A 24,910-nucleotide genomic window follows, 5' to 3' on the forward strand; every position below is an offset into this window, starting at 1 on the left:
TATATTAGTAGTAAACTATTTCTCTTTCGTACATAAGTTTTGGAAAACTATTCACGTAATCAATTCGTTGTATCCAATTTCCGTACGCATCGAATTGATATTCATAATCTGTTTCTTCTATGAAACGTCCATCATTGTCATACTCTCTCATCTGTGTAGGATTGCCGTAAGCGTCATATTTGGTTACTCTCTTTCTGAATAGTTTGTTGTCTTTATAAGTGTGTAACTCAGTTACTAAACTTTTTTTATCGTAAATATACTTCCAAGTAACTTCAGGTACATCTTCTTTTGAATACTGAGAAAGCTCTTCCACATTCCCCAACTTATCATATTTGTAAAGAAACTTACGGACTTCTGAAGGGCGTTTTGGAACTTGATAAACTGCTTCCACTTCACGCCCCCTATCATCGTTACTGTAAACCCAAGACTCTACCAACTCCCCTCTGGAATTATAGCAATGGTAAGCCGTTTTGTGACCTTTCTCATCGTATATGTAAACATACTTATTTTTGATATAGCCACGTTCGCCATAAACATCACGAGAAAGCCTTTTATTTTTATCATTGTACTTGTAAATGATTTTATTCTGAAGATTTCCGTGTTTGTTGTACATATTACTTTCAACTTTGTAACCTCTGTCATCAAATGTAGAAAGTATATCTCCTTTCCAGAATTCAGGTTTGCTCGTTTTCTTTATAATACCAAAAGAATCAAGCACGTGATAAGGGGTTAATTTATAAGTTTTTACCTTTCCTCTTAATTGATAATCCTCCAACCTGCTCAATGGCTTTTCAGGAACTCCAACTTGTGCATATCCAACACAGAACATAAAGCACAACAACGCCCCTAGTAGTAACATTTTCCCTCTCATATTGTAGTAATTTTGAATTATTTGCACTAAATCTCATCTCTGAAACAAAATTACTACTATTTAACGGAATAATAAAATCAAAAAAAGTAAACAAATTTCAACAAAAACTTATTAAAATCAATATTTTAATAGCAGAAAAGTTAAATCACAACAAATCATCTCATCTTTTTAACACATAGATAAGACATTTAAAAATTTATTTTTTTAAAAAAAATTATAAAAAAGATATACTTAAAATGAGTATTTTAGAAATTAAAAATCTGAATATCAACAATATGAATACATCAAAATTTTTCTAAATCTGAAATTTAACGTAGGTTATTGGTTTATTCTGCTCCAAATAGAATTTCTCATAGAAAGTCTGAATTTCAGTCACCTCCGAAGGAACACCATCACTATTATAGATATTGTGGTTTGCATACAATACATTGTAACCCAATCCGTGCAACAACCCAAGTGTGTAACCGTGCATAAATTCACTATCTGTTTTTAGATGTATGTATCCGTCTGTGGCAAGAATATTTTTATATCGATTCAAAAATTCCGTATTTGTTAGCCGATGTTTGGTACGTTTGTATTTTATTTGTGGGTCAGGGAATGTAATCCAAATTTCACTAACCTCTCCTTGTGCAAAACAATGTTCAATAAGCTCAATTTGAGTACGCAGAAACGTCACGTTATCAATATTTTCTTCGATAGCCGTTTTTGCACCACGCCAGAATCGTGCTCCTTTTATGTCAATCCCTATGAAATTTTTGTTTGGATATCTTTTTGCCAATCCCACGGAGTATTCTCCCTTTCCACAACCTAACTCTAACACGATTGGATTGTTATTCTTGAAATATAGCTCATTCCACTTCCCTTTAAATGGAAATTGTTCTGATAACAACTCGTCTCGTTTAGGCTGCAATACGTTTGTAAAAGTCTCGTTTTCTTTAAATCGTTTTAATTTATTTTTACTTCCCACAGTTCAATTTTTGGGCAAAAATACAAAAAAATGAATCACTCTGTTGCTCTAATCTTTCGTTCGGACAAAACACAATTCTCAAATTACTAAAAACGAGTCAAAAACTGGAAAATCTTTATCTTAATTCTTGTATTATATTGATAGTTTTCTCAACCAATTGTTGTAATTTCGTATACTCTTCATTCCGAATAATTTCCTTTGATATCAACTTGGACCCCATACCCACACAGGTTACACCCGCATCAAACCACGTTTTTAAATTTTCCTTGTCTGGAGAAACACCTCCCGTAGGCATAATGCTTGTCCAAGGTTGAGGTCCTCTTATTGCTTTCACAAAAGATGGTCCATAAGTTCCTCCAGGGAATAATTTAACAATCTCACATCCCAATTCCTCTGCTCTGGCAATTTCCTGTAAAGAACCGCATCCAGCTGACCAGAGAACCTTTCTTCGGTTGCAAACCAAAGCAATATCCTCACGTAACACAGGAGTAACCACAAAGTTTGCTCCTAAAGACATATACAAACTCGCTTGAGCAGCATCGGTAACTGAGCCCACTCCCATAATCATCTGTGGAATTTCTATTGCCGCATATTTTGATAATTCGGAAAATATTTCGTGAGCAAAATCGCCCCTAGCGGTAAACTCTAGTAATCTGGCTCCTCCATCGTAACAAGCCTTAATCACTTTTTTACTTTTTTCTACATCATCACAAAAAAACAATGGAACAAGTCCTATTTGCTGCATTGCTTTCACTACTTCTATCCTTGTAAATCGTGCCATAATTCATACTTTTTTAACGTGCTACTCTTCCAGAGGCATCTCCTCCCATTAACTTTTCTACTTCTGCAATGGTTACCAAATTGGCATCACCTTTTATTGTATGTTTTAAACAAGAAGCCGCTACGGCAAAATCCAAAGCTTTTTGATTATCATTAGGATAGGTAATAAGACCATAAATTAAACCTCCCATAAATGAGTCTCCACCTCCCACACGGTCAACAATATGTGTGATTTGATATTGGCGACTCTCATACATTTTTTCTCCATCGTACAAAACTCCAGCCCACGTGTTATGTGATGCAGACAACGAACCGCGAAGTGTTGTGATAACTTTTTGAGCTTTAGGAAATTTTTCCATCATTTGTTGGCAAACGGACAAAAAGGCTTCTGCTTTTACATTATGCCCTTCGGTTTGTACATTTATCCCTTGAGGTTTAATCCCGAAATGCATTTCAGCATCCTCCTCATTTCCCAAAATAATATCGCAATGAGATGCAAGTTCTGTCATAATAGCCTCACGTTGTCTTTCATTACAATATTTCCAAAGTTTTGCACGATAGTTCAAGTCTGTTGAAATGGTAATTCCCTTTGAACTTGCTACTTCCACAGCTTCCAAACAAGCTTCAGCAGCTCCTTTTGAAATGGCAGGTGTAATTCCCGTCCAATGAAACCAATGAGCTCCTTCAAAAACGGCGTTCCAATCAATCATCCCAGATTGTATGTTTGCCATTGATGAATTAGCTCTGTCATACACAACTTTTGAGCCTCGTGAAACCGCCCCTGTTTCTAAGAAATAAATACCTAAACGGTCTCCTCCCCAAACAATTTTATCTACTCCTACTCCTCTTTTTCGCATCTCCATCATAGCACACTGCCCTATATCATTTTGTGGCAATCGAGTTACAAAATCAACAGGAATACCATAATTTGCCAATGACACAGCTACGTTGGATTCACCTCCTCCGTACACCACGTCAAAGTTATTTGCTTGAGAAAACCTCAAAAACCCTTGTGGAGAAAGTCTTAACATTATTTCTCCAAATGTGATTACTTTTTTCATTTTTATTCAAATTTATATTTATCAATTTCATTTTACAACTCCAAAAAGCTTGGGCAAGTACATCGCCAATTCTGGAACGTATGTTACAACAAACAAAACCATAATCATTATCACCAAAAAAGGCAGAAGAGGCTTAATTACTTTCGTTATTTCAATATGTGCTACTCCACTCCCTACAAAAAGAAGCGTTCCCACAGGAGGAGTACACAACCCTATACACAGATTGAGTACCATTACAATCCCAAAGTGGACAGGATGAACTCCAAAAGAGGTTACTATTGGCAAAAAAATAGGTGTGAAAATCAAAATCGCAGGTGTTATGTCCATAAATATCCCTACGACCAACAAAATAATATTGATTATCAGTAAAATAACTATTGGATTATCTACTCCACCCAGTAAATGTTCGGAAATCAGCTCAGGAACGTTGTTAAATGCAAACAACCACGATAAAGCCATCGAAGTACAAATCAAAAACATCACAATGGCAGTAGTTTTTGCACTGGAAAGAATAATTCTTGGTAAGTCTTTCAAATGAATTTGACGGTAGAAAAAACTCAGTAACAATGCATAAACAACCGCTATTACAGCCCCTTCTGTCGCTGTAAAAATCCCCATAACAATTCCACCAACCACAATAAAAATAAGTAACAGACTCAAAAAAGAACGAGAGAATGTTTCAAATAATCTCTTTAAGCGGACAGGCTCTCCACTCGGAAATTTGTTTTTTATGGCGAAATAACCTGCCACTAACATTAGTCCCACTCCTAATAACATTCCCGGAATATATCCAGCTAAAAAAAGTGCTTCTATTGAGGCTGCTCCGCCACTTGCCAGAGCAAATACTATAAGAACATTGCTTGGAGGAATGATAAGCCCTACTGTTGAGGAAGTTATGTTTACAGAAGCACTGAATGATTTTTTGTATCCTTCTTTGGTCATTCTATGATTCAAAATTCCACCAATTGCAGAGGCAGACGCCACAGCTGAACCTGATACCGCCCCAAAAAACATCGCTGACAAAATATTTACATACAACAATCCTCCAGGAAAACTCCCCACCAATGATTTTGAAAAATCAACCAACCTGTTAGCTATCCCGCCCTGATTCATAATATCACCAGCAAGAATAAAAAAAGGAATAGCCAAAAGAGCAAAACTATCTACTCCCATAGTCATACGTTGCATTATGGTAGTGACCGACGGTAAAAATGGAAGATGAAATAACATTGTAAGTGTTGTAGCAATCCCCACGCTGTACGCCACTGGAATTTTTAAAAACAACAAAATAAAAAGTGCTACAAAAAGAAAAACAATTCCAAGTAATTCCATAATCTAATACGTTTTGGCTTAAAAAAACTATAGTTTTTCCTACTTATTTTCTTTATACAAACACCGAAGATGATATATGCAATAAAAAATTATAATGAATCCACTCAAAGGCACCACACTATAAATATATCCAATAGGAATGTTCAATGTGGCAGATACTTGTCCCAATTTCAGCGTAATGTACATCAAATTTACTCCTCCAACAACCATTATTACCAAAGCAAATAACAAAATCATTACCTCAATGGCAAAATTCATTGCTCGTTTTTTAGTATCATTCAATTTATTGAAAAAATAATCAATTGCCATTTCTCCTTTGTAACTACGAACGTAAGCCGTACCAAGAATTGCAAGCCAAATCAAGAGGTAACGAGCCAATTCTTCCGTAAAAGCGTGAGGCTTTCCAATGCTGTATCGAGAGAAAACCTGCCAAAACACGTCTATAACAAGAATAGCAAACAGAAATACCAATAATACCTCCAAAATGTAATTTATTGTTTTATAGAGCTTTTCCATTTATTTCAATTATTCAATTTCTTCAATCATCTTTAACCTTTTTTCATCTTTAAAAAATTCGGTTTTTAGAACTTCTGTTTTCGCACGAAATAAGTCCTTATTTGGGGTAAAAAATTCCACTCCTGATTTCTTCAAAATCTCTATACTTTGAATTTCAGCTTCTTCCCAAAATCTTTTCTGTTTCTGAGCTGATAACTTTGCTGCTTCAAAAACCCACTTTTTTTCCTGAAGTGTGAGTTTTTCTAATGATTTTGTTCCTATTACAACCACATCTGGAAGGTAATTATGCTCATCTAAACAGTAGTATTTGCATACCTCAAAATGCATTGAAGTAACAAATGAAGGAGCATTATTTTCAGCACCATCAACTACACCTTGTTGTAAAGCAGTGTAAAGTTCACCAAAAGCCATAGGTGTGGGAGCTGCCCCTAAAGATTGTACTAAAGATACTGAAATTTTGTCTCCCATAACCCTAATTTTCATTCCTTCAAGGTCTTTCGGTTCCTTAATGGGTTTCTTTTTTGTATAAAAACTACGGCTCCCCGCATCGTAAAAACACAAACCTCTTAGCCACGAAGTTGTTCCCTTTTCCAACAATTCTTCTCCTATTTTTCCTTCCAAAACATTAAAAAAATGCTCTTTATCTCTGAATAAATAAGGAATGCCCAAAACGAGGTATTCTGGAACAAAGTTAGAAATTGCCGAAGCACTTACTTTAGTCATTGAAACGCTCCCTATCTGAAGTAATTCCAATACCTCTCTTTCCGTACCTAAGTTCCCATTAGCATAGATATCGATAGACATTTTACCTCCTGATAGGTTTTCCAAATGCTCTTTAAAAGCCTCAACACCTTTATGTACAGGATGCGATGTAGGCAAATTATGAGCAAAGGTCAAAACCTTGACATCAGTTTCTTTCTTACAGGCAATTACCAAGAAAAGAAAGATTACTGATAGTATCTCACATATTCTTTGTTGGCATTTGCTCTTTTTCAAAACCAAAATATTTTTTCGCATTGTAATAACATATATTCTCCACAACTTTTCCGAAAAAGTCAATATCATTTGGCAATTCGCCCCGCGATATTAAATTTCCGAAGAAATTACATAGTATTCTCCTGAAATACTCGTGTCTTGGAAATGAAAGCAAACTTCGGCTATCGGTAATCATTCCTACGAAATGACTCAATAAACTCATATTGGCAAGTGTAGTTAACTGGCTTGTAATTCCCTCTTTTTGATCAAGATACCACCAAGCCGCCCCCCATTGCATTTTACTAGGTATATTATACCCATTAAAATTTCCCATCATTGTCGCAAAAACCTCATTATGAGATGGATTCAAATTATAAGTAATGGTTTTTGCCAACTTATTTTCAGCATCTAACTTTCCAAACAAATCTGACATAAAGGAAGCGTAGTTAAAATCGCCAACAGAATCACACCCCACATCGCTTCCTACCGCTTTTAGCAATCTTTGATTATTGTTTCTAATCGCTCCTAAATGATACTGTTGTACCCAGCCTTTTTCGTAATATTTTCTACCTAAATACAAGAATAAGAAGCTTTTGTACTTGCATATCTCTTTATGAGAAAGTTTTTCTTCTTCTTTCTTTTTCTTGAAAATGATGTTGATTTCTTCTTCTTTGAAATTCTCTAAAGAAAATGCCTCGCCCAAACCAAAATCAGACAAACGGCATCCTCTTTCAGTGAAAAAATCAATTCGTTGGTCAATTGCCTTTTGAAAGTCTTGCAAATCGTTTATTTCAAATCCAACAACCAAAGAAAGCTTGTGTAAATATTCCTCAAAATCAACGCTTTCAATACGAAAAAGATTATCTGAGCGAAAAGCTGGATACACTTTCAAATTTTGTGATTTTTTTGAAATATTTTGATGATGTTGTAAATCATCAACAGGATCATCGGTGGTATAAATAACCTCAACATTTTTTTCTTGTAAGAGCTGCATTGGTGTTTTGCCTTGCAGTAGTGTACTTGCTAACTCATAGATATATTCTGCCGTATTAGGCTGAAGTAATTGCTTGATTCCGAAGTATCTTAAAAGTTCCAAATGCGTCCAATGGAACAAAGGGTTCCCAACTGTAAAAGGCACAGTTTTCGCCCATTGTTTAAACTTCTCTTTGTCAGGAGCATTTCCAGTAATGAACTTTTCGTCCACACCATTGGCTCGCATCGCCCTCCATTTGTAATGATCACCCAAAAGCCAGGCTTGGGTAATATTTTCAAACGGAATATTTTCAGATAATTGCATTGGAGAAAGATGATTGTGATAATCTATAATCGGCATTTTTTCTGCATAATCGTAGTACAAACGCTTTGCTAAAGGCGTTTCTAACAGAAAATCTTCTGTTATGAAGGTACTTGCATTTATGAAATTCATAACTGTAAACTTTTTGAAATTCCCATTGCCAAACCTCTTAACTCTGCCAGACCTCTCAAACGCCCTATTGCAGAATATCCAGGGTTGGTTTTCTTTCTCAAATCATCTAACATTTGATGCCCGTGGTCAGGACGCATCGGAATTTGGAAATCCGAGTAATTTTGTTCTTTTCTCCGTTTTTCTTCTGTAAGAATTTCTTTAACAACAGAATACATATCCACATCTCCTTCCAAGTGATTCGCTTCATAGAAGCTACCTTGCTCATCTCGTTTCGTACTTCGCAAGTGTATGAAATGAATACAATTAGCAAAACGTTGCAACATCTTTGTTAAATCATTCTGAGGAATTACTCCTAAAGAACCAGTGCAAAACGTTATTCCGTTACATCTGTTAGGAACTTTTTCAAACAAATAAGCATAATCGCTTTCAGTACTTACCACCCTTGGGAGTCCCAATATAGGGTAAGGAGGATCGTCTGGATGAATACACATCAAAACGTTATTTTCTTCTGCTGTTGGGATAATTTCTTTAAGAAAATATACTAAATGCTCTCTAAGTTTTTGAGCGTTTATATGTTTGTAGTCATCAAGCACTTGCTGAAATTGAGCTAATTTATAGCCTTCCTCAGCTCCAGGTAATCCAGCTATGATGTTTTGGGTTAAAGAAATCTTCTCTTCTTCGGAGAGTTTTTCGAAATAATCCTTTGCTTGTTTGATTCTTTCTGAAGAATATTCGCTTTTTGCTTCTGACCGTTTCAGAATGAACAAATCAAAAGCGGCAAAAGCAATTGCATCAAACCGAAGTGCTTTCGACCCATCTTCCACTTCATAATTCAAATCTGTGCGTGTCCAATCAAGAACGGGCATAAAATTATAACACACGATTTTTATACCGCAACTCGCTAAATTACGAATACTTTGCTTGTAGTTCTCGATATAAGTTTTATAATTCCCTGTTTGCTTTTTTATATCCTCGTGAACAGGAACGCTTTCCACAACCAACCAACGCAAACCAGTTTCTTCAATGTCTTTTTTTCTTTTTTCTATTTCCTCAATCAACCAGACTTCTCCATTAGGAATATGATGTAAGGCTGTCACTATTCCTGTAGCTCCCGCTTGTTTTATGTCCGATAGGCTCACAGGGTCCTGTGGTCCGTACCAACGCCAAGTTTCTACCATTGTTTATAGTTTAAAGATTAATTTTTTATACTCCGCTATATGCACTAAATCCTCCATCTATGGGAATTACTACTCCTGTGATGAATTTTGCCCAGTCTGAAAACAAATAGATAACTGTTCCAGAAAGCTCATTTGGTTCTCCATAGCGCCCCATTGGTGTATTAGTTATGATTTTATTTCCTCGCGAGGTTACTTGACCAGTTTTTTCATCAATTAGCAAAAAACGATTTTGTTTTGTAAGCAAAAAACCAGGCGCAATGGCATTAACCCTGATACCTGTTTTAGCAAAATGCACCGCCAACCACTGTGTGAAGTTATTTATTGCTGCTTTGGCTGCCGAATATGCCGGAATTTTAGTCAGAGGAGTATACGAATTCATTGATGAAATATTAACAATCGCTCCGCTACCTTTATTTAGCATATCTTTAGCGAAAACCATTGTGGGCAATAAAGTCCCTTGAAAATTAAGTGCAAACACTCTGTCAAAACCTTCTATCTGTAATCCGAAGAATGTTTCTTCCAATCGGTTGAGATGCTCTTCAGTAATGAATTCTGCTTGAGTGGTTGCGGACGCAGCATTGCCACCCGCTCCATTGAGCAGATAGTCAATTGTACCTAATCTACTATGAATTGCTTCCAAAGTTTCTTCCAACGATGTTTTACTTAACACATCTGTGCAAATTCCGATACTTTCAACATTATACTTTGTTTTGATTTCATTAGCCACACACTCAGCAACTTCACGATTTATATCAAGAATAGCCGTCTTTACCCCCTGTGCTGCCAAGTCTTTAGCGATAGTTGAGCAAAGCACACCTCCGCCACCTGTAATAACGGCAACCTTACCCGATATATTCAAATTGAGTTTATCTTCCATAATACAACTTGATTTTAAGTTCTTTCCTGAGTGCTAAAGTATTCCAAAACAAATGATTATTCTATTACAAATGTTACTAAAAAAGGGAATTACGTTACCAATACCATAGAAAATGGTTTCAAAAACGAGAAACATTATATAGTAATATATTTCAGAATAACACAATGAATTATTTATCAGTATTTTGTGAATAGTTTTACAAAAAAAATTATACTTTTGCCTGAAACAAAAAAGAATAAACACAGAAAATAATCCGTATGAATTTCAAATTCAAAAAAACTATAAAACTTATTATAACATTTTTATTTTTAACTCAATCATTTTTAGTTATGTCACAAAATACCAATCCGCTACTTTGTGACCCCAAAGAGGGAACTTGTAGCATACCTCAAACAGAAAATAGAGTTGTAAATTCTCAACTCCCAAAAACAGAAAAATTAATAACAGTTACCTATTACACCGACCCAATATGTTCTTCCTGTTGGGGTATTGAGCCTCAGATTCGAAGACTTAAATTGGAATATGGCGACACCATCACATTTAATTATCACACTGGCGGACTTTTGCCTGATTGGAGTTATAATAGCGGAGGTATTAGCAAACCATCGGATGTGGCTCATCATTGGGATGAAGTGAGTTTGTACTATGATATGCCAATAGATGGTGATATTTGGTTAGAAAATCCTTTGAATTCTTCTTATCCTCCATCAATAGCGTTTAAAGCTGCTCAGATGCAAGATAAAGACAGAGCTATTTCTTTTTTACGAGAATTAAGAGAAATGGTTTTTCTTCAGAAGAAAAATATTACTCAATGGGAGCATATTGCAAAAGCTGCTGCTGTCGCAAAACTTGATGTTGAGCAATTAAAGAAAGATACTGAGAATAAAGCAAAGGAACTTTTCGAAAATGACCTGAAATTAGGAAAAGATTTAGGCATTCGTGGTTTTCCTACAATGATTTTCACGGATAATCAGGGAAACAGAGAGGTTGTTTATGGAGCAAAACCTTACGCTAATTTTGAAAGAGCTATTCTGAAACTCAATCCAAATGTAGTAAAAAAAGAATACAAAAAAGATTGGCAAACACTTTTTGACTACTATCCAACCTTAACTGCTCGAGAATTTTCAGAACTATCAACAATGCCACGAAACGATAGTGAGAACTATCTTAATCAGCTTGTAGAGCAAGGATTTTTAGAGAAATATACCACTAAAAATGGTTCCATCTGGGAGAAAAATAATTATTCTAAAAAATACGTTTGACTTCATAAAAATCAAACGTATTTTTTTATAAAATTTTTGTTTGTCAATCAATTTGCAAAAAATAAATTATTAATCCTCACTGATATCAATTTAATTTTCAACATAATAACTAAAATAAATTTGTTAATTTATACGATATTTATTCAATAATAGTAAAAAATATTGTAACTTGCTTTCCAAATTCGAACCTCTTTTAGTAAAAGTATCAAATCTTGAGCTTCAATCTTCAAATATTAAAAATTGCTAATTTATTGAGATTTATTATCTTCTGTTGGTACTTTTCTGCTCAAGCTCAAAATAATATCTATGTACAGCAACTAAGCACTGAACAAGGACTGAGTCAAAACACGGTAATGGCAATCAGTCAGGATAGTCTTGGTTTTATGTGGGTTGGCACACGTGATGGGCTTAATGAATATAGCGGAAATAAAATAAAAATATATAAACACATTTTAGGCGACACTCTAAGCATTGCTGGTAATCATATCAATGACATTACCAATGGAAAAAAGGGCGATATATGGGTAGCTCACAATAAAGGAATAAGTTTGTTATGCCGAAAAAAAGGTTCTTTTACTAACTACAAAATAGGAGAGTCTGATAACAGAGAAATTCGTTCTATTTCGGTAATTGATGAAGAAGTTTGGGCTTGTGGCTGGACAGGAATTTACAAATACGACGCAGAAAAAAATCGTTTTACAAAACCTGAAATAGTGATTACTGATGTCAATCTGGCTGATATTCCTGTAGCAAAGGTAGTAAAGTCACCTTTCAGAAACGAATACTGGATAGCAAGTGCAACTAAGGGACTTTTTAAGTATGACCCTATCAGTAAAAACGGCATACAAATTAAGGGCAATTCCAGAGATGTAACACTAGGCGAAAATGAACGTATCGAAGATATTCTATTTCACCCAAACGGAAAAATTTATATTGCAACCTACAACAACGGAATCTATCAACTTGATTCTAATGGCATTCCTGAAAAACACTGGTCATTCTCAAGTGAAGAAAAACTGATTGCTTTTGGTAGTATCCGCACTCTGGTTTTAAATACAGACGGAAACATTTGGGTTGGTGGATTTCAAGGAGTGAGATTACTTGACCCCAAAACAGGAGTTGTACAAGAGGTAAATACTTTCCATAATACACACTTAATTGATAGTCCTTCTGTTCGTTCACTATATATTGACAAAAACAGCTCTCTTTGGATAGGTACATACCACGACGGATTGCTATTGAGTGATGAATATCTCTCACGTTTTACACCTCACCCTCTAAACACTCAAAATCACAAAAATTCACATAATATTGCCAGTGCTTTCGCGTATAAAAAAGGAAACTTAATTGTAGCTACTGAAAACGGATATCTTATAGAATATGACAAAAATTACAATACAATAAGAACAAATCGCATAGAAAATGGAGCTGTTATCAAATCTCTTTTTTACGACTATGCAACTGATATTCTATGGATAGGTACATTACGCAAAGGACTTTACAAAGAGCATAATAACAAAATAACAGCCGTAGGTTTGGCAAATCTTGGTGTTATAAATAATATTTTAAAAGAATCAGATGACAAATTGTGGATTCTCTCTGATAAAAGTGGCGGCTTGAATCTCTTTGATAGCAAGACAAATCAGCTAACAGACTTCCCCATTGCAAAGAAACTTCATCCTTTCATCGGTAAAAACTTCGGAAAACATCTTTTAAAAATAAACAATACAACCTACTTACTTTCAACAATAGGCAAAGGATTGATTCTCTTTGAAAACTCAATTGGAGGAAAAATTGAGCAAAAAATCGAACAAGTTGATGATGTGAACCACGTTTTAGCAATCGGAGAAAAATATTTTGTGAGTACTGACGGATTTGGCGTTTTTGTACTTGACAAACACTTGGAAGTTATAGAAAATTACACCACTAAGGACGGTTTACTGAACAATACCATTTTCAGTACAATGGCTTCTGGCAAGGACTTATGGGTGAACAGTATCAATGGAGTTTCGCAATTTGCTGATGGAGTTTTTTTAAATTATCACATACGAAATGGTTTTCCTATTTCTGAAATCAATCAAGGGGCTACATTCTGCATTCATTCAAACCCGATTGTTTTTGCTGTAGGCGGGAAAGACCTCTGGGTTTCGTTTGAACCTCAAAAAGTTTCTAAAAATCAGCACAGACCTAAAGTATATTTGTCTGAAATAAAAGTAAACAATCAGCCCATTAGCTCTATTTCAAAATTGGAGAATATTTCAGTGATACATCCTGAAGAAATAGAATTAGCTCATAACCAAACGGCTCTTACTCTTGAGTTTACGAGCTTGAATTACTTGATGCCTGAAAACAATCGCTTTAAATACATTCTTGAAGGATTTGATATCGACTGGCGTTATTCTTCTGAAAAAGGAATTGTAGAATATAGTAAAATTCCCAAAGGTTCCTACATTTTCAAGATACAAGCCAGTAACAATGATGGAGTTTGGGGTGAGCAACTCAGTTTTCCTATTGTGGTAAAACCTCCTTTTTGGCTTACTTTTCCTGCATTTATAATATATTTTTTGGTAATATTCATCATCGTTTGGTACATTCGAAGAAATATGCTACGCCGAATTGTGCTTAATCATCGTATTCGTTTAAAAGAAATTGAAAAGAAACGAGTAGAAGAAATGCATTCTATGAAAGTGAAGTATTTTACGGATGTAAGCCACGAAATACTAACTCCTTTAACACTGATTTTAAGTCCAGTAGAGGAAATTTTGGAAGAAACCGAGCTTCAACCCAAAGTAAGGAAAAGGATATCGAACATACAATATCAAGGAAAAAATCTATTACACTTAGTCAATCAGTTACTTACTATCAATCGGATTGAATCTAACCAAGAAAAGCTCAATGAGGTTCCTATCCTATTAAAAAATTTTCTTGAAAATGTTAGTAGTTCTTTTCATTCACTCGCTTCCCAAAATGGCATCAATTGGCAGATAAATATGCGAGAAGTGACTGAAAAACCTTTACTAATCGATAAAGAAAAAATTGAAAAAATACTTTTGAACTTGTTATCAAACGCCATAAAATATACTCCAAAAGACGGAAATGTTTCTCTTTTAGTAAAAACCATCGAAAACGAAAATGGCAATTATAACCTACATATTAAGGTGGAAGATTCAGGTATAGGAATTGAAAAAGAATCACTACCTCTTATCTTCAACCGTTTTTATAAGAATGATAACAAAAAAATTCCAGGTAGTGGTATTGGACTTTCTCTGGTTAAAACAATCGTAAAAGACTTGATGAAAGGACAAATTGAAGTGGAAAGTACATTAGAGAAAGGAAGTATATTTACAGTTACTATTCCCAACATAAAAGCTGATATTTCTGGTTCTGAAAGATTGCTTCATAACGAAGCTTTCGTTTTACCTATGGAATTGACCTCCCAACTGGAGAGCAGCGAAGAAACCATATTTGTATCTGAAAAAACTGATAAAAAAAATACCATTCTGATTGTTGAGGACAATATCACACTACTTAACTCACTTTCAGAGAGATTGTCAAATAACTTCAATGTGCTGAGTGTAACATCTGCCGAAGAAGCTCTTGAGACTCTGCAAGAAGAAGATATTGATATCGTGATTTCAGACATTATGCTCCCAGGCAAAAGCGGAAAAGAACTTTGTGCTGAAATAAAGTCAAACATCGTAACAAGCCACATTGCAGTAATCCTAATCACAGCGATACAGCAACAAGAGGTAAAAATGGAGAGCCTTGAGCTTGGAGCAGATAATTACCTTACCAAGCCATTTTCTCACAGAGAATTACAACTACGCATCAGCAATATTTTGCGGCGACAAAAAAATCTACGTCAGCTATACAAACGAGACGCTCTACCCGAAAAAGCAGAAAATCGATTCAATAAATTTGATGATGATTTATTACACCGAATTAATTCATACATCGAAAAAAATTTATCAAACCCAGAGTATTCAATTGAGAATTTGAGTGAAGACGTTGCTTTAAGTCGTGTGCATTTATATCGGAAAATGAAAAAATTATTGGATATTTCTCCTTCAAAATATATGCGAGATTTTCGTCTAAAAAAAGCCGCTGAAATACTCTCAAAAGAGGACGTTCGAGTTGTAGAACTTGCTGACCAAGTGGGCTTTCAGGATGCAAATTATTTCTTGAAATGCTTTAAGGAAAAGTACGGAATTTCTCCCAAAGAATTCTCAAAAAAAGGAAAATAAATTTATTCAAAAACCCCCCATAAAAATTGGAAAGGAGCAGAAAAATTAACTTCAAAATCTGTATTTTTTACATTAATAAAATTACCTTCCCCAGCGATTTTTACAAATTTTTTGTTTTTAACTTCTCCCAAGGGCAATTTAAAAGTAGCTATATTTTGAGATGTGTTCTCCCTGAATAACAGCACGTACGTTTTATTCTTGGTATAACTTACAAATCCTGTAAAATGATAGCCATTGGGCATTTCTCCCAACGGATGAATAACACCCTTTTGCATTTCGCTTCGTTCTTTTTTCCAAAGATTTATCAATTTGACAACAGAAAAGGCTTCGTTGGGTAAGCCAGTAGCTTCCATCCACGCTAAGGGTTGCCCCATCATAGTTATAGCAAACTGATAATCAAATGGAATATCGTAAGGTTTAAGCAAATCGTCTGTTGGATATTTATGCTTATTTCTCCATTTATTAAGCCATTCTATCTGGAAACGCTGTATAGGAACATACTTAGCCAGTGTCCATACATTACGTAAAGTAAGATGCGGATAGTAATTTCCCCAATCTGTATAACGGTTTTCTAAAAATATATTCCCTAAATGGTTGAAAAAAAAATATCCTCCGCGTTTTCCTGCAGTAACATCAATATTAAATTGCAAATTATCAGCCTGTTTTTGAGCTATGTGAAACATTTTCTTTACGTTGTTTTCAGACTTTTTATTACCAATTCGTAACCCATCAATTTTTATCCACGAAACTCCGTGTTGTTGATGTAGCCCCAGCATAATATCTTTATCACGTTCCCAATTGGCATAGTCATCACTTTTTGAAGGGTTGAACCAAAGTCCCAGCCCAATTCCCAGCGATTTGGCTTTATGTGTTATCTTTGTCAAACCATTGGGAAATCGTGACGAATTTACCTCCCAATCAGATTTTTCCCAGCTATCCCAAAGTTTTGAATTTGTTTTTGTTGCAGAATTGCTTGATAATCCTCTTTGCCAACCATCATCAATTTGATAGTGTGTAACACCAAGTTGGGCTGCTACTTCTAACTCATTCAAAATGAATTTCTCATTTATTCGGCTATCACGATTCCTATCCCCCCAAGTATTCATTGTGAAAGTGTTATCTTTTTCGGGAATATACTTATGGGTGTTTAATTCATATTTTTTATATGCGTCCAAGGCTACGGACTCGCTTCCTGCATACATCACTGAAAAAACTCGGTAAGCCTCCTGCCATTCAGAATCATTTTCAGAAGTTACAATGCCTGGCGAATGTACCTTTATACCAGAAAAATCAGTGCTAAAATCAAATCCCATATATGCGGACTGTGCTTCTTGCAAAGGAGACATCTTCACAACCAAATGAATATCCGAAGTATGATTGTCCTGAGCAATAAGTACAGAACCCTTGTAATACTGCGGTTTTCGATATGGCAATTCCTCACGAATATTAACTATGTTACTATGATGATCGGTAGCCTCCTGAAAACTAACAACTTTCGTTGTAAAGTGAGGATTTGAAAAAGGCATAGTAAAATAGAAAGGAACATTTGTACTAAGCAAATGAGCATCTTCTATCAATTCCCTATTGGAAATATCCAATGATTCAAACAGAGAGCCATTTCCCTTTACCTGCAATGACCATTCAACTCCAGAAGAATTATCATAAACTCGCAGACTTCTCTTAATTTCATAATTCGCATAAACAGTATGCAAATCAAGTTGATAATATCCTGATATTCTATCGGTTGCCTCAACGTAATAAGATTTTTGAGAATACGAAATTGGAACTTGTTGCGCTGTTCGGTCTGGAATCGGAAAGGGAAATGTATCTGTCATTGAGCGAGATAGCGGTTTTGCTTTAGTGAGCCATAAAACGCCTTCCTTCCACTTGTAGGTTTGCTCACTCATTCCGTCACTAACAATCAGTGTTTCTGAGTTTTTCCACTGAAAAACATTCGATTGAGACCAACTATGATGAATAGCTCCCACACAAATAAACAACCCAATGACAAATAATTTCCGCAACATTATTTCTTACTTTTTTTACGAGATTTTCTCGTTTTCTTTTTTTCAATCACAAATTCATCTATAAGTGTATTAGCCTCACTCATAGCTTTGTATGTGATTTTACTGTTAGTAATTTCAATATATTGATAAGAACTTACCTTTGAATATGAAACGTCCATCCAACTCTGTTCATCAAGGTCATAGTACTTGTCGCCAACCACAGTCACTGTAAAAACAGGTTGTGAAGGTTTTTCTTTTGTACCCGTTCGGTTTTCTAATCCTCCTCTTGCATACGTGTGGTCGTGTCCTTGTAGTACGAGTCCTATTTTATCCTTATATTTTTCTATCACAGGCAACCAATTCTCCAATAGTCCTTTATTGATGCGTTTTTTAGCCCCCGAAAAAACAGGATGATGTGCAACGATAACGACCCAATCTTGCTCGGTTTCGGACAAAATTTGTTCCAACCATTTGCCTTGCTCGTGGAGTTTTTCGTTAGAATTCATTACAATGAATCGCACAAAACCATAATCTAAATAGTATTGTCCTGCATCCCAAGAGTATGGGTAAGGAAATGTTGATGTCCAGTAATTTGAGAGTTTTATTTTTTTACCCTCAAGATTTTTCAAATATTCGTGATTACCAGGTGCAGCAATTACAGGGATTGTGGCATTAATATCTGCTGTAGAAGTATGCCATTCTGCCCATTCATAATCATTATTAGCGTGATTTATCATATCTCCTACATACACTGCGAGTTGTGCTTGTCCAAATTTTCGGAAGGCTTCTTTATAAATTCGTTTAGCGTGTTTGTAAATCCCGTTTTGAGTATCCCCAAAGTAAAGTAATTTGAGCTTATCAGTATGATTTTCGTGAACATAGGTGTTCCACGCACTCCAATGCGGTGATTTTCCTACACGATAGCGATAAATTTTACCTGACTCTAAACCAGAAATAATTGCTTTATGGTAGTGCATTGGATAATCCTTATATTGCACAACCTCATACGAAGCCGTTATTCGCTTACGATTTGCCTTAGGAAAGGAATAATCATCACCCTTAACAAGTTCCAAAGTACCTTCTTTTATCAAAGTATCTGTACGCCAAATTACAGCAATTTCATCATTATTGGAAGCCCTCGGAACAAGTGTTATCCTATCTGGGAGTACAGTAGGGCGATGATCTAATAACGGATTTTCTGGCACAGAAGACTCCTTATCCCAACGTGCTTGTAACTCAGGAGATACCTGTGAAAAAGTGTTCTGAAAGAACAATAAAAGCAAAAATGCTATGAGACTATTATTTTTCATTTATTTCATATTTAGTTTGTTATAAAATCATCTTACAGAGTTATCTGGATTTTTTACCCAGCCTTTTGTCCAATCTTCACTTCCATTTTTTATAGCTCCTACGTAGGTTGCTGAAGTGAAAAATGTATCCAATGAAGCAGGATTAAACTCACTTGTTTGTTCAACATCTGGAACAAAATCAGCTACTCCAATTCCCGCAATAGCTTTCAGTGTATATATTTTGTCCTTAAAATTTACCACATTATTATAGAAAGGATTTGTTTCAATATTTCCATTTTCTATATTGAAAGTTCCTGCAAATTTTTGAGCATCTCCTCTAAAGGCATCTGTTTCTACATCAAATATGTACGAATATGCAAAAACAGCAGAACCCTTCAAATCCGTTATATTAACATCATCACCAGCACGTAAACCTCTTCTGGGGAAATTAGCTATGATGGCATTGTATACTTTCGGAGCAGCTTTTGCTCTCATTCTCATTCCGTTCGTTTTATCGGTATCCTTACCCGCTCCTAGTAGCGTTACATTGGCAATTACAGGAGACGCCTCTTCACGAATAACAAAATCATCATTCTCATCAAATCGTGCGGAATTTACAGAAATTGCAAACTGTATTTTCCCTTCATATTTTTCTCCCAAACGATACGACCCACCACGGCAATCAGTTGCCACCAAATACTTAAGCTGAGCATTCCCATCTGTTATCATAAACCCCTCTCCTTCAGAATTAAACACTTGTATATGATTAATTTGAGTTTTAGAACCTACATCTGACAAACGGAAAACTCGATCGCCTCCATATTCCAAACGAAGGTAACTTATCTTACCATTATCTGATTTTGCTCCTGCACCAATAAGTGCAAACCTACCCCAATCTCCTGCTGAAGCCTTTGAAGCATCTGAAAGAACTTTAGAGCTTGTGATAACAACTGGATTTGTTTCAGTACCTGAAATTCTTGTAGTACCTGAAACGTTGATTGATACCTTTTCCTTAGCTTCAGCATTCATATAAACTTGTACACCCTCCTCTATTTCCAATGAAGAATCAACCTCAAAAGTTAATGACGTGGGAATAAAATAGTTTCGCCCCTTAATGAGTTTGACACTTTTTCCAGAAGGGACAATACCTTCCACACCAACTTTCAAACTAAAAAGAGAAGTTGAACCTATGGTAATTTTGTCGTATAAAGCAACTTTGGTTACTACAAGAACTTCAGGACTTTCAACATCATTCTGATTTACCAGAGTAAAGCCGTATTTCACTTCTGCTCCTTCCTCCTGTCCAGCCGAAATAGGTTCAGTAGTGTATATAAACTCGGAAGCTGTGGCGTGTACTGGGAATTCTTTCAAAAATCCTCCATTTTTCTTAACTATAACTGACTTTGCACCTCCATCTCCATTGAGAGTAAGTTTTATTTCAGTTTTTTCTCCAGGAGCCAAATCAACCATCTCTGAACTTTTCAATGAAAGTAAAGGTGTTTTATACTCTGGATTGTCTTTTTTACAAGAAAGAGCTACAAATAGCATTCCAATTACGGTTGCTACGCACACAAAAAATTGTTTTTTACATCGTAACATAATATTTATATTTTTAGATTATTTTCTTAGAGTACCATCGTAGTTTTTAAACCACTCCCCTCCTTTAGTCCAATCTTTTGAAGGTTCCACGGCCCCTATGTAAGGAGCATCAACAAACCAACTTCCCAGAGAAGTAGGATTAAATATGGTAGGAGCTACTCCTACAAAATTATCTCGCGTTATTCCTGGCACAGACTTTTCTGATAAGTTATACTTTCCACTCTCAAAAAAGAATGTTTTAGCTTCTTGCTCCCAATTTATTGCATTATTAAAGGAATGAATGTGATCAATTTTTGTAGTTACTCCCAATCTTTCTAGCGGAAGATCTTCCACACGCACTCCATCACTCGGAAATTCAGTAATTATGGAATTGTGAAATAATCCCTCCGCACCTCGTCGGATACGAACGCCTCGACGAGTGCCAAATTCAAGCCCTCCAGAACCATTTCCTATTAAAGTGACATTACTTACTTTGAAAGTGGTACGAGGCTGTTTATCAAAAATAGAATTATCATTACGGAACTCTATAGAACGAGCTTGATTCCAATAATTTACGGGATTTAGTGTCGCTTTTATATTAGTTTGAAAAATCCAAAACTGACCATTGCCTTGCCAACCTTCATCTGCCCATATTCCATATCCTCCGTGCTGTATACCAGCTATATAACGTAAGGAAACTCGCCCACCTCGCAATCGGAAAGCATTATTGTAGGAATCAAAAGATTGGACGTACTCTATCGTCGTTTTACTCCCCACTCCATTGAGTTGTAAAGAATGTAATCCTCCTTTTCCTGTATACTCTATCCGTACAAATTTAAGTGTACCAGAATTATCATCAGGATTGTTCCCTCCGTAACGAAAACCATCAAGTAATACAGTGGTTGCAGCGTTAGTAGGTGCTGAGCCATTGATATATATTCCGCCCCAATCTTCCCGAGATGCCGTGCCTGATAAAACCTTATCGCTGGTAAACACAATGGGTTGAAGTCTTGTACCTGAAGCTGTAATTTTTCCTCCTCTCATAATCACCAACTGGCTGTACTTATCACTATTAAAAGTTCTGAAATACACAGTAGTACCTTCGTTAATAGTTAGGTTTGCTCCATCATCAACACTTACTACTCCATTGATTAGCCACTTTTGGTCGTTGGTAAGTACCATATTTTTGTTGATTCTTCCTGAAATTTTTTTAAATACCTGTCCTCCGATTGAAAAATCAGCAATTTCAAAGGGTTGAGCAACTCTTATAATAACTGTAGGCGTTACGAAACTATGCCCTTGTTTATCTTCTAGCTTAAAAGATATTGTAACCTCTTCTCCTAAATTGGCTGTTGCAGGAACATCGTATTCATATTCATAATTGTAAGTAAATGAATTTTCTGGATTTTCTGTTGCAACAACCTTTCCCGAAACAAGGACTTCTATTTTACTTATTCCAGCGGGAGCTTCAGCTACAACATTCAAAAACACCTTCTCTGAAGGTTCTCGTGCAATAACTTCACCAGAATAGTTTTCTATTTCAATTGTTGAAGCAGAAAGTTCAATTACTTTTTCTCTCTCACAAGAAACTACTGCGATAACAGAAAGTATAACGAATATCATTGTCTTAAGTTTCATCTTTCTAAATTTTAAAGTTTTCTATTTCTATAACCTGAAATTTATCCCAAACCTTGATGACCAACCAAAATAAGCAATCCTTGAAATTTGACTTGAATTCCCCTGATAACGAATTGACAGAGAATTGGTTAAATTAACAAACTCGGCATAAATACTTATCTTCTTACTGATTCGTTGTGATAAGTTAACATCAAGTTGAAATCTTTCATCTTGAATAATATCATCGTTTTCGGTACTTGCTACCGAATGAATGTATGAACCATTATAATTCAAACTCGCTTTACAGGAGAATCCTTTGTAATCCCAAGAAAGAGAGGCATTTCCCGTATGAAGTGCTTGACCAGGCAAACGCATATCAGTCCTGTCCTGTGTATTGGCTTTGCTTCCCGTATAAGTGTAGTTTAGATAGGCACTCAAACCTTTAAATATGCTCGGAAGAAAATCCAATTTTTGCATCAAGTTGAATTCGAAACCATATACAATAGCTTTTTCTCCGTTTTGTTCCTGTCGGAACTCAAAACCTGCAGTTTGTGGAAAGCCAGGATAATCTTCTAATAAAGACGGAACGATGCGTGAAAATTGAAAACGACTTATATTCTTGTAAAACAATCCGGCCGAGATAACTCCACCTCCCTTATTGTATTTTTCAAACATAAAATCAATATTATCTGAAAGTGAAGGTTTTAATTCTGGATTTCCAATAAAAAGCCTTGCCATATCAGCATCATAGTTCACAAAAGGAACAATGTCAACGAAATTCGGCTTCGCATATGATTGTGTGTAAGCAGCACGGATATTGGTAAACTCTGTTAACCCATATTTCAATTGTAGGTTAGGCAAAAGAAAACCATATTTTGTACCTCCACTTATAGGAGTTGCAATTACCGTTGTTCCAGTACGTTTCACATCAAAAGCGTGATAGAGAACATCGTTATATTCATACCTCAACCCTGCAATAATGAGTAAATCTTTCAGCTGAATTCGGTTCATAATGTAACTTGCATTTACATTTTCTTCTGCTTCGTAAGTATCATTTTTTGATAAACGCTCAGCATCCCAAGAATCATCCCCTTCAATTAGCAATTTGCGATAAGTTTGCATATAATTCTCAAACTTATTTTTGTCTATTCTTGGTCCAAATTCATATCTATTATTTAAGAAATTTGTTGGTTCTTTATCACTTGCAACGTGGGCAAATGCTTCTTTCAAATTTAGTACTTTATTGGGGTCAAAAAATGAGAAAACGTGATTATCACGGAATTTATTGTTTGTTACTTTACGTGCCTTCCCACCAAACTTTATATTTCCGCTGTAACCTTTGAGAATGTAATCTTTACTAATATTAAATTTTCCGACCAAATTAGAAGCCTTAGTGTACTCACTGTCTTCTTCATAACGTCTGAAATCGTTCATTAAAAGCGGATTTTTAATATTATAAGGGCGTTCGGGACGTAGTTGTGGAACTTCATCCATTATGCCTCGTTCATTATCTGCTATGATAGCTATTCCATCACGAGAAAAATCGCCTCGTGTACTTGAATACTCTCTTTTAGATGTGGTATAGAAAGCTCCCCAATCCACCATCCAACCGTTCAAATTATGATTCCCTTCCAGATTGAAATTATGATTTTTCTTGATTTCTTTCCAAATATTGATATCTCTTCGGATTCTACCATCAAGTAAGCTATCGTGTGAAATCCATTGGGAAGTACTTCGGTCCAAGTCAAAACGCATACGATTACGCACATCGTCATCTTCCCTGTAATTGTACATATAATTGAAAATAATCTCGTGATTTTTCACTTTATAATCAATTGTAGTTGTGGTTCCTACACGAGTACGTTTGTTTTCTGTTTTCCGAAAATGATAATACTCTGGCATAATCAAACCCTCGTTTACCATTTTTACTTTCTTTTTGACACCTGACCAAGTGGCATCCATTCTATCTTCAGAATTGTTATTACTATAATAACTTCCACTGAGTAAAATTCCTAACCGACTATTACTGTGATTGTCATTTACTAAAAACCGTCGGCTAATTTGCATCTTCCCAATTGAATTGAGCTTACCTGAAAGGTCATTAAACCCCTTTCCTAAATCTCCTTTTAATTGCAATTTGATGGAACGTGCTGTGGGAGTTCGCAGATTGATATTTCCGCCTATTGCATCACCATCCATATCCGAAGTTAGCGTTTTGGTAACCTCAATTGCTCCTAATTGGTCGGCTGGAATGAGGTCAAGCCCCTCCGTTCTTGAACCACTTTGTTGAACAGATGACAATTGCTCTCCATTAATACTGATGTTAGTAAAATGCTGTGGTGTACCTCTGATAGAAACAGAAGCTCCTTCTCCTTTGTCTCTAGCGATATTGATTCCAGGTAAACGTTGTAATGACTCAGCAACATTCTTATCGGGGAATTTCCCTATAAGGTCAGCAGAAACGACATTCTTTATGTTATGAGCAACCCGTTGTTGATTAAGAGCTTTCTGTTGTCCTTCAAAACTGCCAACTACGACCACTTCTCCCAGATTAAGATTACTAGGTTTTAGACGTATCTGTAGGTCAACTTCCTTGTCCGAAGGCATTTTTATCACTTTTTGTTGTGTTTCGTACCCTAAACAAGACAATGTGATGTTTGTTTCCCCTTTTTTCAAATTCCCCAAACGGAACTTTCCTTCCAAATCAGTGGCTGTCCCATTAAAATTTGTAGCATCATAAACGCTAACTCCTGGCAAAGGCTCGTTGGTAGCATCATCAACTACTCGTCCTTTTATCTCATAAGTTTGTGCGTTGACTGCCAAAATACTTATTAACGTTAGTAATGTCAGAAAGATATTTTTCATTGCTTTTTTATTTTTATTCTTCTTTGAGTTTTATCACCGCTAAGTTAGTCTAACTTTATTAAATAC

Annotated in this window: 17 protein-coding genes; 2 read left to right on the forward strand and 15 right to left on the reverse strand. The window is 35.6% G+C overall.

The genetic code is table 11. From position 1 onward, the window contains the following. Nucleotides 1-4 precede the first annotated feature (4 nt). From CGC48_RS04720 to CGC48_RS04765, 10 genes are all read right to left on the reverse strand, one after another. Nucleotides 5-871 carry a sugar-binding protein gene (locus CGC48_RS04720; protein ID WP_098028654.1) on the reverse strand — a complete coding sequence of 289 codons (867 nt, stop codon included), beginning with the start codon at nt 869-871 and terminating at the stop codon, nt 5-7. A gap of 295 nt (nt 872-1,166) precedes the next feature. Continuing rightward, entirely contained in the window at nt 1,167-1,838 is a 672-nt protein-coding gene (gene trmB, locus CGC48_RS04725; RefSeq protein ID WP_098028655.1) for a tRNA (guanosine(46)-N7)-methyltransferase TrmB, read from the reverse strand. 115 nt (nt 1,839-1,953) lie between these two features. Further along, nucleotides 1,954-2,619: a bifunctional 4-hydroxy-2-oxoglutarate aldolase/2-dehydro-3-deoxy-phosphogluconate aldolase gene (locus tag CGC48_RS04730; RefSeq protein WP_098028656.1), complete on the reverse strand. Its 666-nt coding sequence runs from the start codon at nt 2,617-2,619 to the stop codon at nt 1,954-1,956. A 13-nt stretch (nt 2,620-2,632) separates the two neighbouring features. Beyond that, nucleotides 2,633-3,679, reverse strand: coding sequence for a sugar kinase (locus CGC48_RS04735; RefSeq protein WP_098028657.1), 1,047 nt, complete (start codon nt 3,677-3,679; stop codon nt 2,633-2,635). Nucleotides 3,680-3,706: 27 nt separating this feature from the next. Next, complete coding sequence (locus tag CGC48_RS04740) at nt 3,707-5,011, reverse strand: TRAP transporter large permease (protein WP_098028658.1); 1,305 nt, start codon at nt 5,009-5,011, stop codon at nt 3,707-3,709. Nucleotides 5,012-5,050: 39 nt separating this feature from the next. Further along, nucleotides 5,051-5,527, reverse strand: a complete 477-nt coding sequence (locus tag CGC48_RS04745) for a TRAP transporter small permease (protein WP_098028659.1) — start codon at nt 5,525-5,527, stop codon at nt 5,051-5,053. Nucleotides 5,528-5,536: 9 nt separating this feature from the next. Continuing rightward, complete coding sequence (locus CGC48_RS04750; RefSeq protein WP_232780552.1) at nt 5,537-6,523, reverse strand: TRAP transporter substrate-binding protein; 987 nt, start codon at nt 6,521-6,523, stop codon at nt 5,537-5,539. Next, nucleotides 6,489-7,928: a glucuronate isomerase gene (gene uxaC / locus CGC48_RS04755; protein ID WP_098028661.1), complete on the reverse strand. Its 1,440-nt coding sequence runs from the start codon at nt 7,926-7,928 to the stop codon at nt 6,489-6,491. The genes CGC48_RS04750 and uxaC overlap by 35 nt, the downstream gene beginning before the upstream one ends. After that, nucleotides 7,925-9,106, reverse strand: a complete 1,182-nt coding sequence (gene uxuA / locus CGC48_RS04760; RefSeq protein ID WP_098028662.1) for a mannonate dehydratase — start codon at nt 9,104-9,106, stop codon at nt 7,925-7,927. Before uxuA ends, uxaC begins: the two co-directional genes overlap by 4 nt. 25 nt (nt 9,107-9,131) lie before the next feature. Next, nucleotides 9,132-9,983: an SDR family oxidoreductase gene (locus tag CGC48_RS04765; RefSeq protein ID WP_098028663.1), complete on the reverse strand. Its 852-nt coding sequence runs from the start codon at nt 9,981-9,983 to the stop codon at nt 9,132-9,134. 329 nt (nt 9,984-10,312) lie between these two features. Between CGC48_RS04765 and CGC48_RS04770 the strand changes: the two genes are divergently transcribed. Both CGC48_RS04770 and CGC48_RS04775 read left to right on the forward strand, forming a co-directional pair. Beyond that, on the forward strand, nt 10,313-11,245 hold the full coding sequence (locus CGC48_RS04770; protein WP_098028664.1) for a DsbA family protein: 933 nt from the start codon (nt 10,313-10,315) through the stop codon (nt 11,243-11,245). 251 nt (nt 11,246-11,496) lie between these two features. After that, complete coding sequence (locus CGC48_RS04775; protein WP_232780553.1) at nt 11,497-15,489, forward strand: hybrid sensor histidine kinase/response regulator transcription factor; 3,993 nt, start codon at nt 11,497-11,499, stop codon at nt 15,487-15,489. A gap of 2 nt (nt 15,490-15,491) precedes the next feature. Here CGC48_RS04775 and CGC48_RS04780 read toward each other — a convergent pair whose 3' ends face one another. The 5 genes from CGC48_RS04780 to CGC48_RS04800 are packed head-to-tail and all read right to left on the reverse strand — an operon-like array spanning nt 15,492 to nt 24,844. Next, nucleotides 15,492-17,516 (reverse strand): alpha-galactosidase, encoded by a 2,025-nt coding sequence (locus CGC48_RS04780; RefSeq protein ID WP_232780554.1) that lies wholly within the window; start codon nt 17,514-17,516, stop codon nt 15,492-15,494. Next, on the reverse strand, nt 17,516-18,805 hold the full coding sequence (locus tag CGC48_RS04785; RefSeq protein ID WP_098028667.1) for a purple acid phosphatase family protein: 1,290 nt from the start codon (nt 18,803-18,805) through the stop codon (nt 17,516-17,518). The genes CGC48_RS04780 and CGC48_RS04785 overlap by 1 nt, the downstream gene beginning before the upstream one ends. A 27-nt stretch (nt 18,806-18,832) precedes the next feature. After that, nucleotides 18,833-20,383, reverse strand: a complete 1,551-nt coding sequence (locus CGC48_RS04790) for a hypothetical protein (RefSeq protein ID WP_232780556.1) — start codon at nt 20,381-20,383, stop codon at nt 18,833-18,835. 18 nt (nt 20,384-20,401) lie between these two features. Next, nucleotides 20,402-22,000: a hypothetical protein gene (locus CGC48_RS04795; protein WP_232780558.1), complete on the reverse strand. Its 1,599-nt coding sequence runs from the start codon at nt 21,998-22,000 to the stop codon at nt 20,402-20,404. Nucleotides 22,001-22,027: 27 nt separating this feature from the next. Next, complete coding sequence (locus CGC48_RS04800; RefSeq protein ID WP_232780559.1) at nt 22,028-24,844, reverse strand: TonB-dependent receptor; 2,817 nt, start codon at nt 24,842-24,844, stop codon at nt 22,028-22,030. Between the last annotated feature and the right edge of the window lie 66 nt (nt 24,845-24,910).

This window comes from Capnocytophaga cynodegmi (assembly GCF_002302475.1).
In the GTDB taxonomy this organism is placed as follows: domain Bacteria; phylum Bacteroidota; class Bacteroidia; order Flavobacteriales; family Flavobacteriaceae; genus Capnocytophaga; species Capnocytophaga cynodegmi.

Excerpts from the sequence above, each read along its gene's own strand:
- uxuA (WP_098028662.1), bottom strand. The coding sequence starts at position 9,106 with ATGGTAGAAACTTGGCGTTGGTACGGACCACAGGACCCTGTGAGCCTA.
- CGC48_RS04790 (WP_232780556.1), bottom strand. The coding sequence starts at position 20,383 with ATGTTACGATGTAAAAAACAATTTTTTGTGTGCGTAGCAACCGTAATT.
- CGC48_RS04740 (WP_098028658.1), bottom strand. The coding sequence starts at position 5,011 with ATGGAATTACTTGGAATTGTTTTTCTTTTTGTAGCACTTTTTATTTTG.
- CGC48_RS04735 (WP_098028657.1), bottom strand. The coding sequence starts at position 3,679 with ATGAAAAAAGTAATCACATTTGGAGAAATAATGTTAAGACTTTCTCCA.
- CGC48_RS04765 (WP_098028663.1), bottom strand. The coding sequence starts at position 9,983 with ATGGAAGATAAACTCAATTTGAATATATCGGGTAAGGTTGCCGTTATT.
- uxaC (WP_098028661.1), bottom strand. The coding sequence starts at position 7,928 with ATGAATTTCATAAATGCAAGTACCTTCATAACAGAAGATTTTCTGTTA.
- CGC48_RS04770 (WP_098028664.1), top strand. The coding sequence starts at position 10,313 with ATGTCACAAAATACCAATCCGCTACTTTGTGACCCCAAAGAGGGAACT.
- CGC48_RS04800 (WP_232780559.1), bottom strand. The coding sequence starts at position 24,844 with ATGAAAAATATCTTTCTGACATTACTAACGTTAATAAGTATTTTGGCA.
- CGC48_RS04745 (WP_098028659.1), bottom strand. The coding sequence starts at position 5,527 with ATGGAAAAGCTCTATAAAACAATAAATTACATTTTGGAGGTATTATTG.
- CGC48_RS04720 (WP_098028654.1), bottom strand. The coding sequence starts at position 871 with ATGAGAGGGAAAATGTTACTACTAGGGGCGTTGTTGTGCTTTATGTTC.
- CGC48_RS04785 (WP_098028667.1), bottom strand. The coding sequence starts at position 18,805 with ATGAAAAATAATAGTCTCATAGCATTTTTGCTTTTATTGTTCTTTCAG.
- CGC48_RS04730 (WP_098028656.1), bottom strand. The coding sequence starts at position 2,619 with ATGGCACGATTTACAAGGATAGAAGTAGTGAAAGCAATGCAGCAAATA.
- CGC48_RS04795 (WP_232780558.1), bottom strand. The coding sequence starts at position 22,000 with ATGAAACTTAAGACAATGATATTCGTTATACTTTCTGTTATCGCAGTA.
- CGC48_RS04780 (WP_232780554.1), bottom strand. The coding sequence starts at position 17,516 with ATGTTGCGGAAATTATTTGTCATTGGGTTGTTTATTTGTGTGGGAGCT.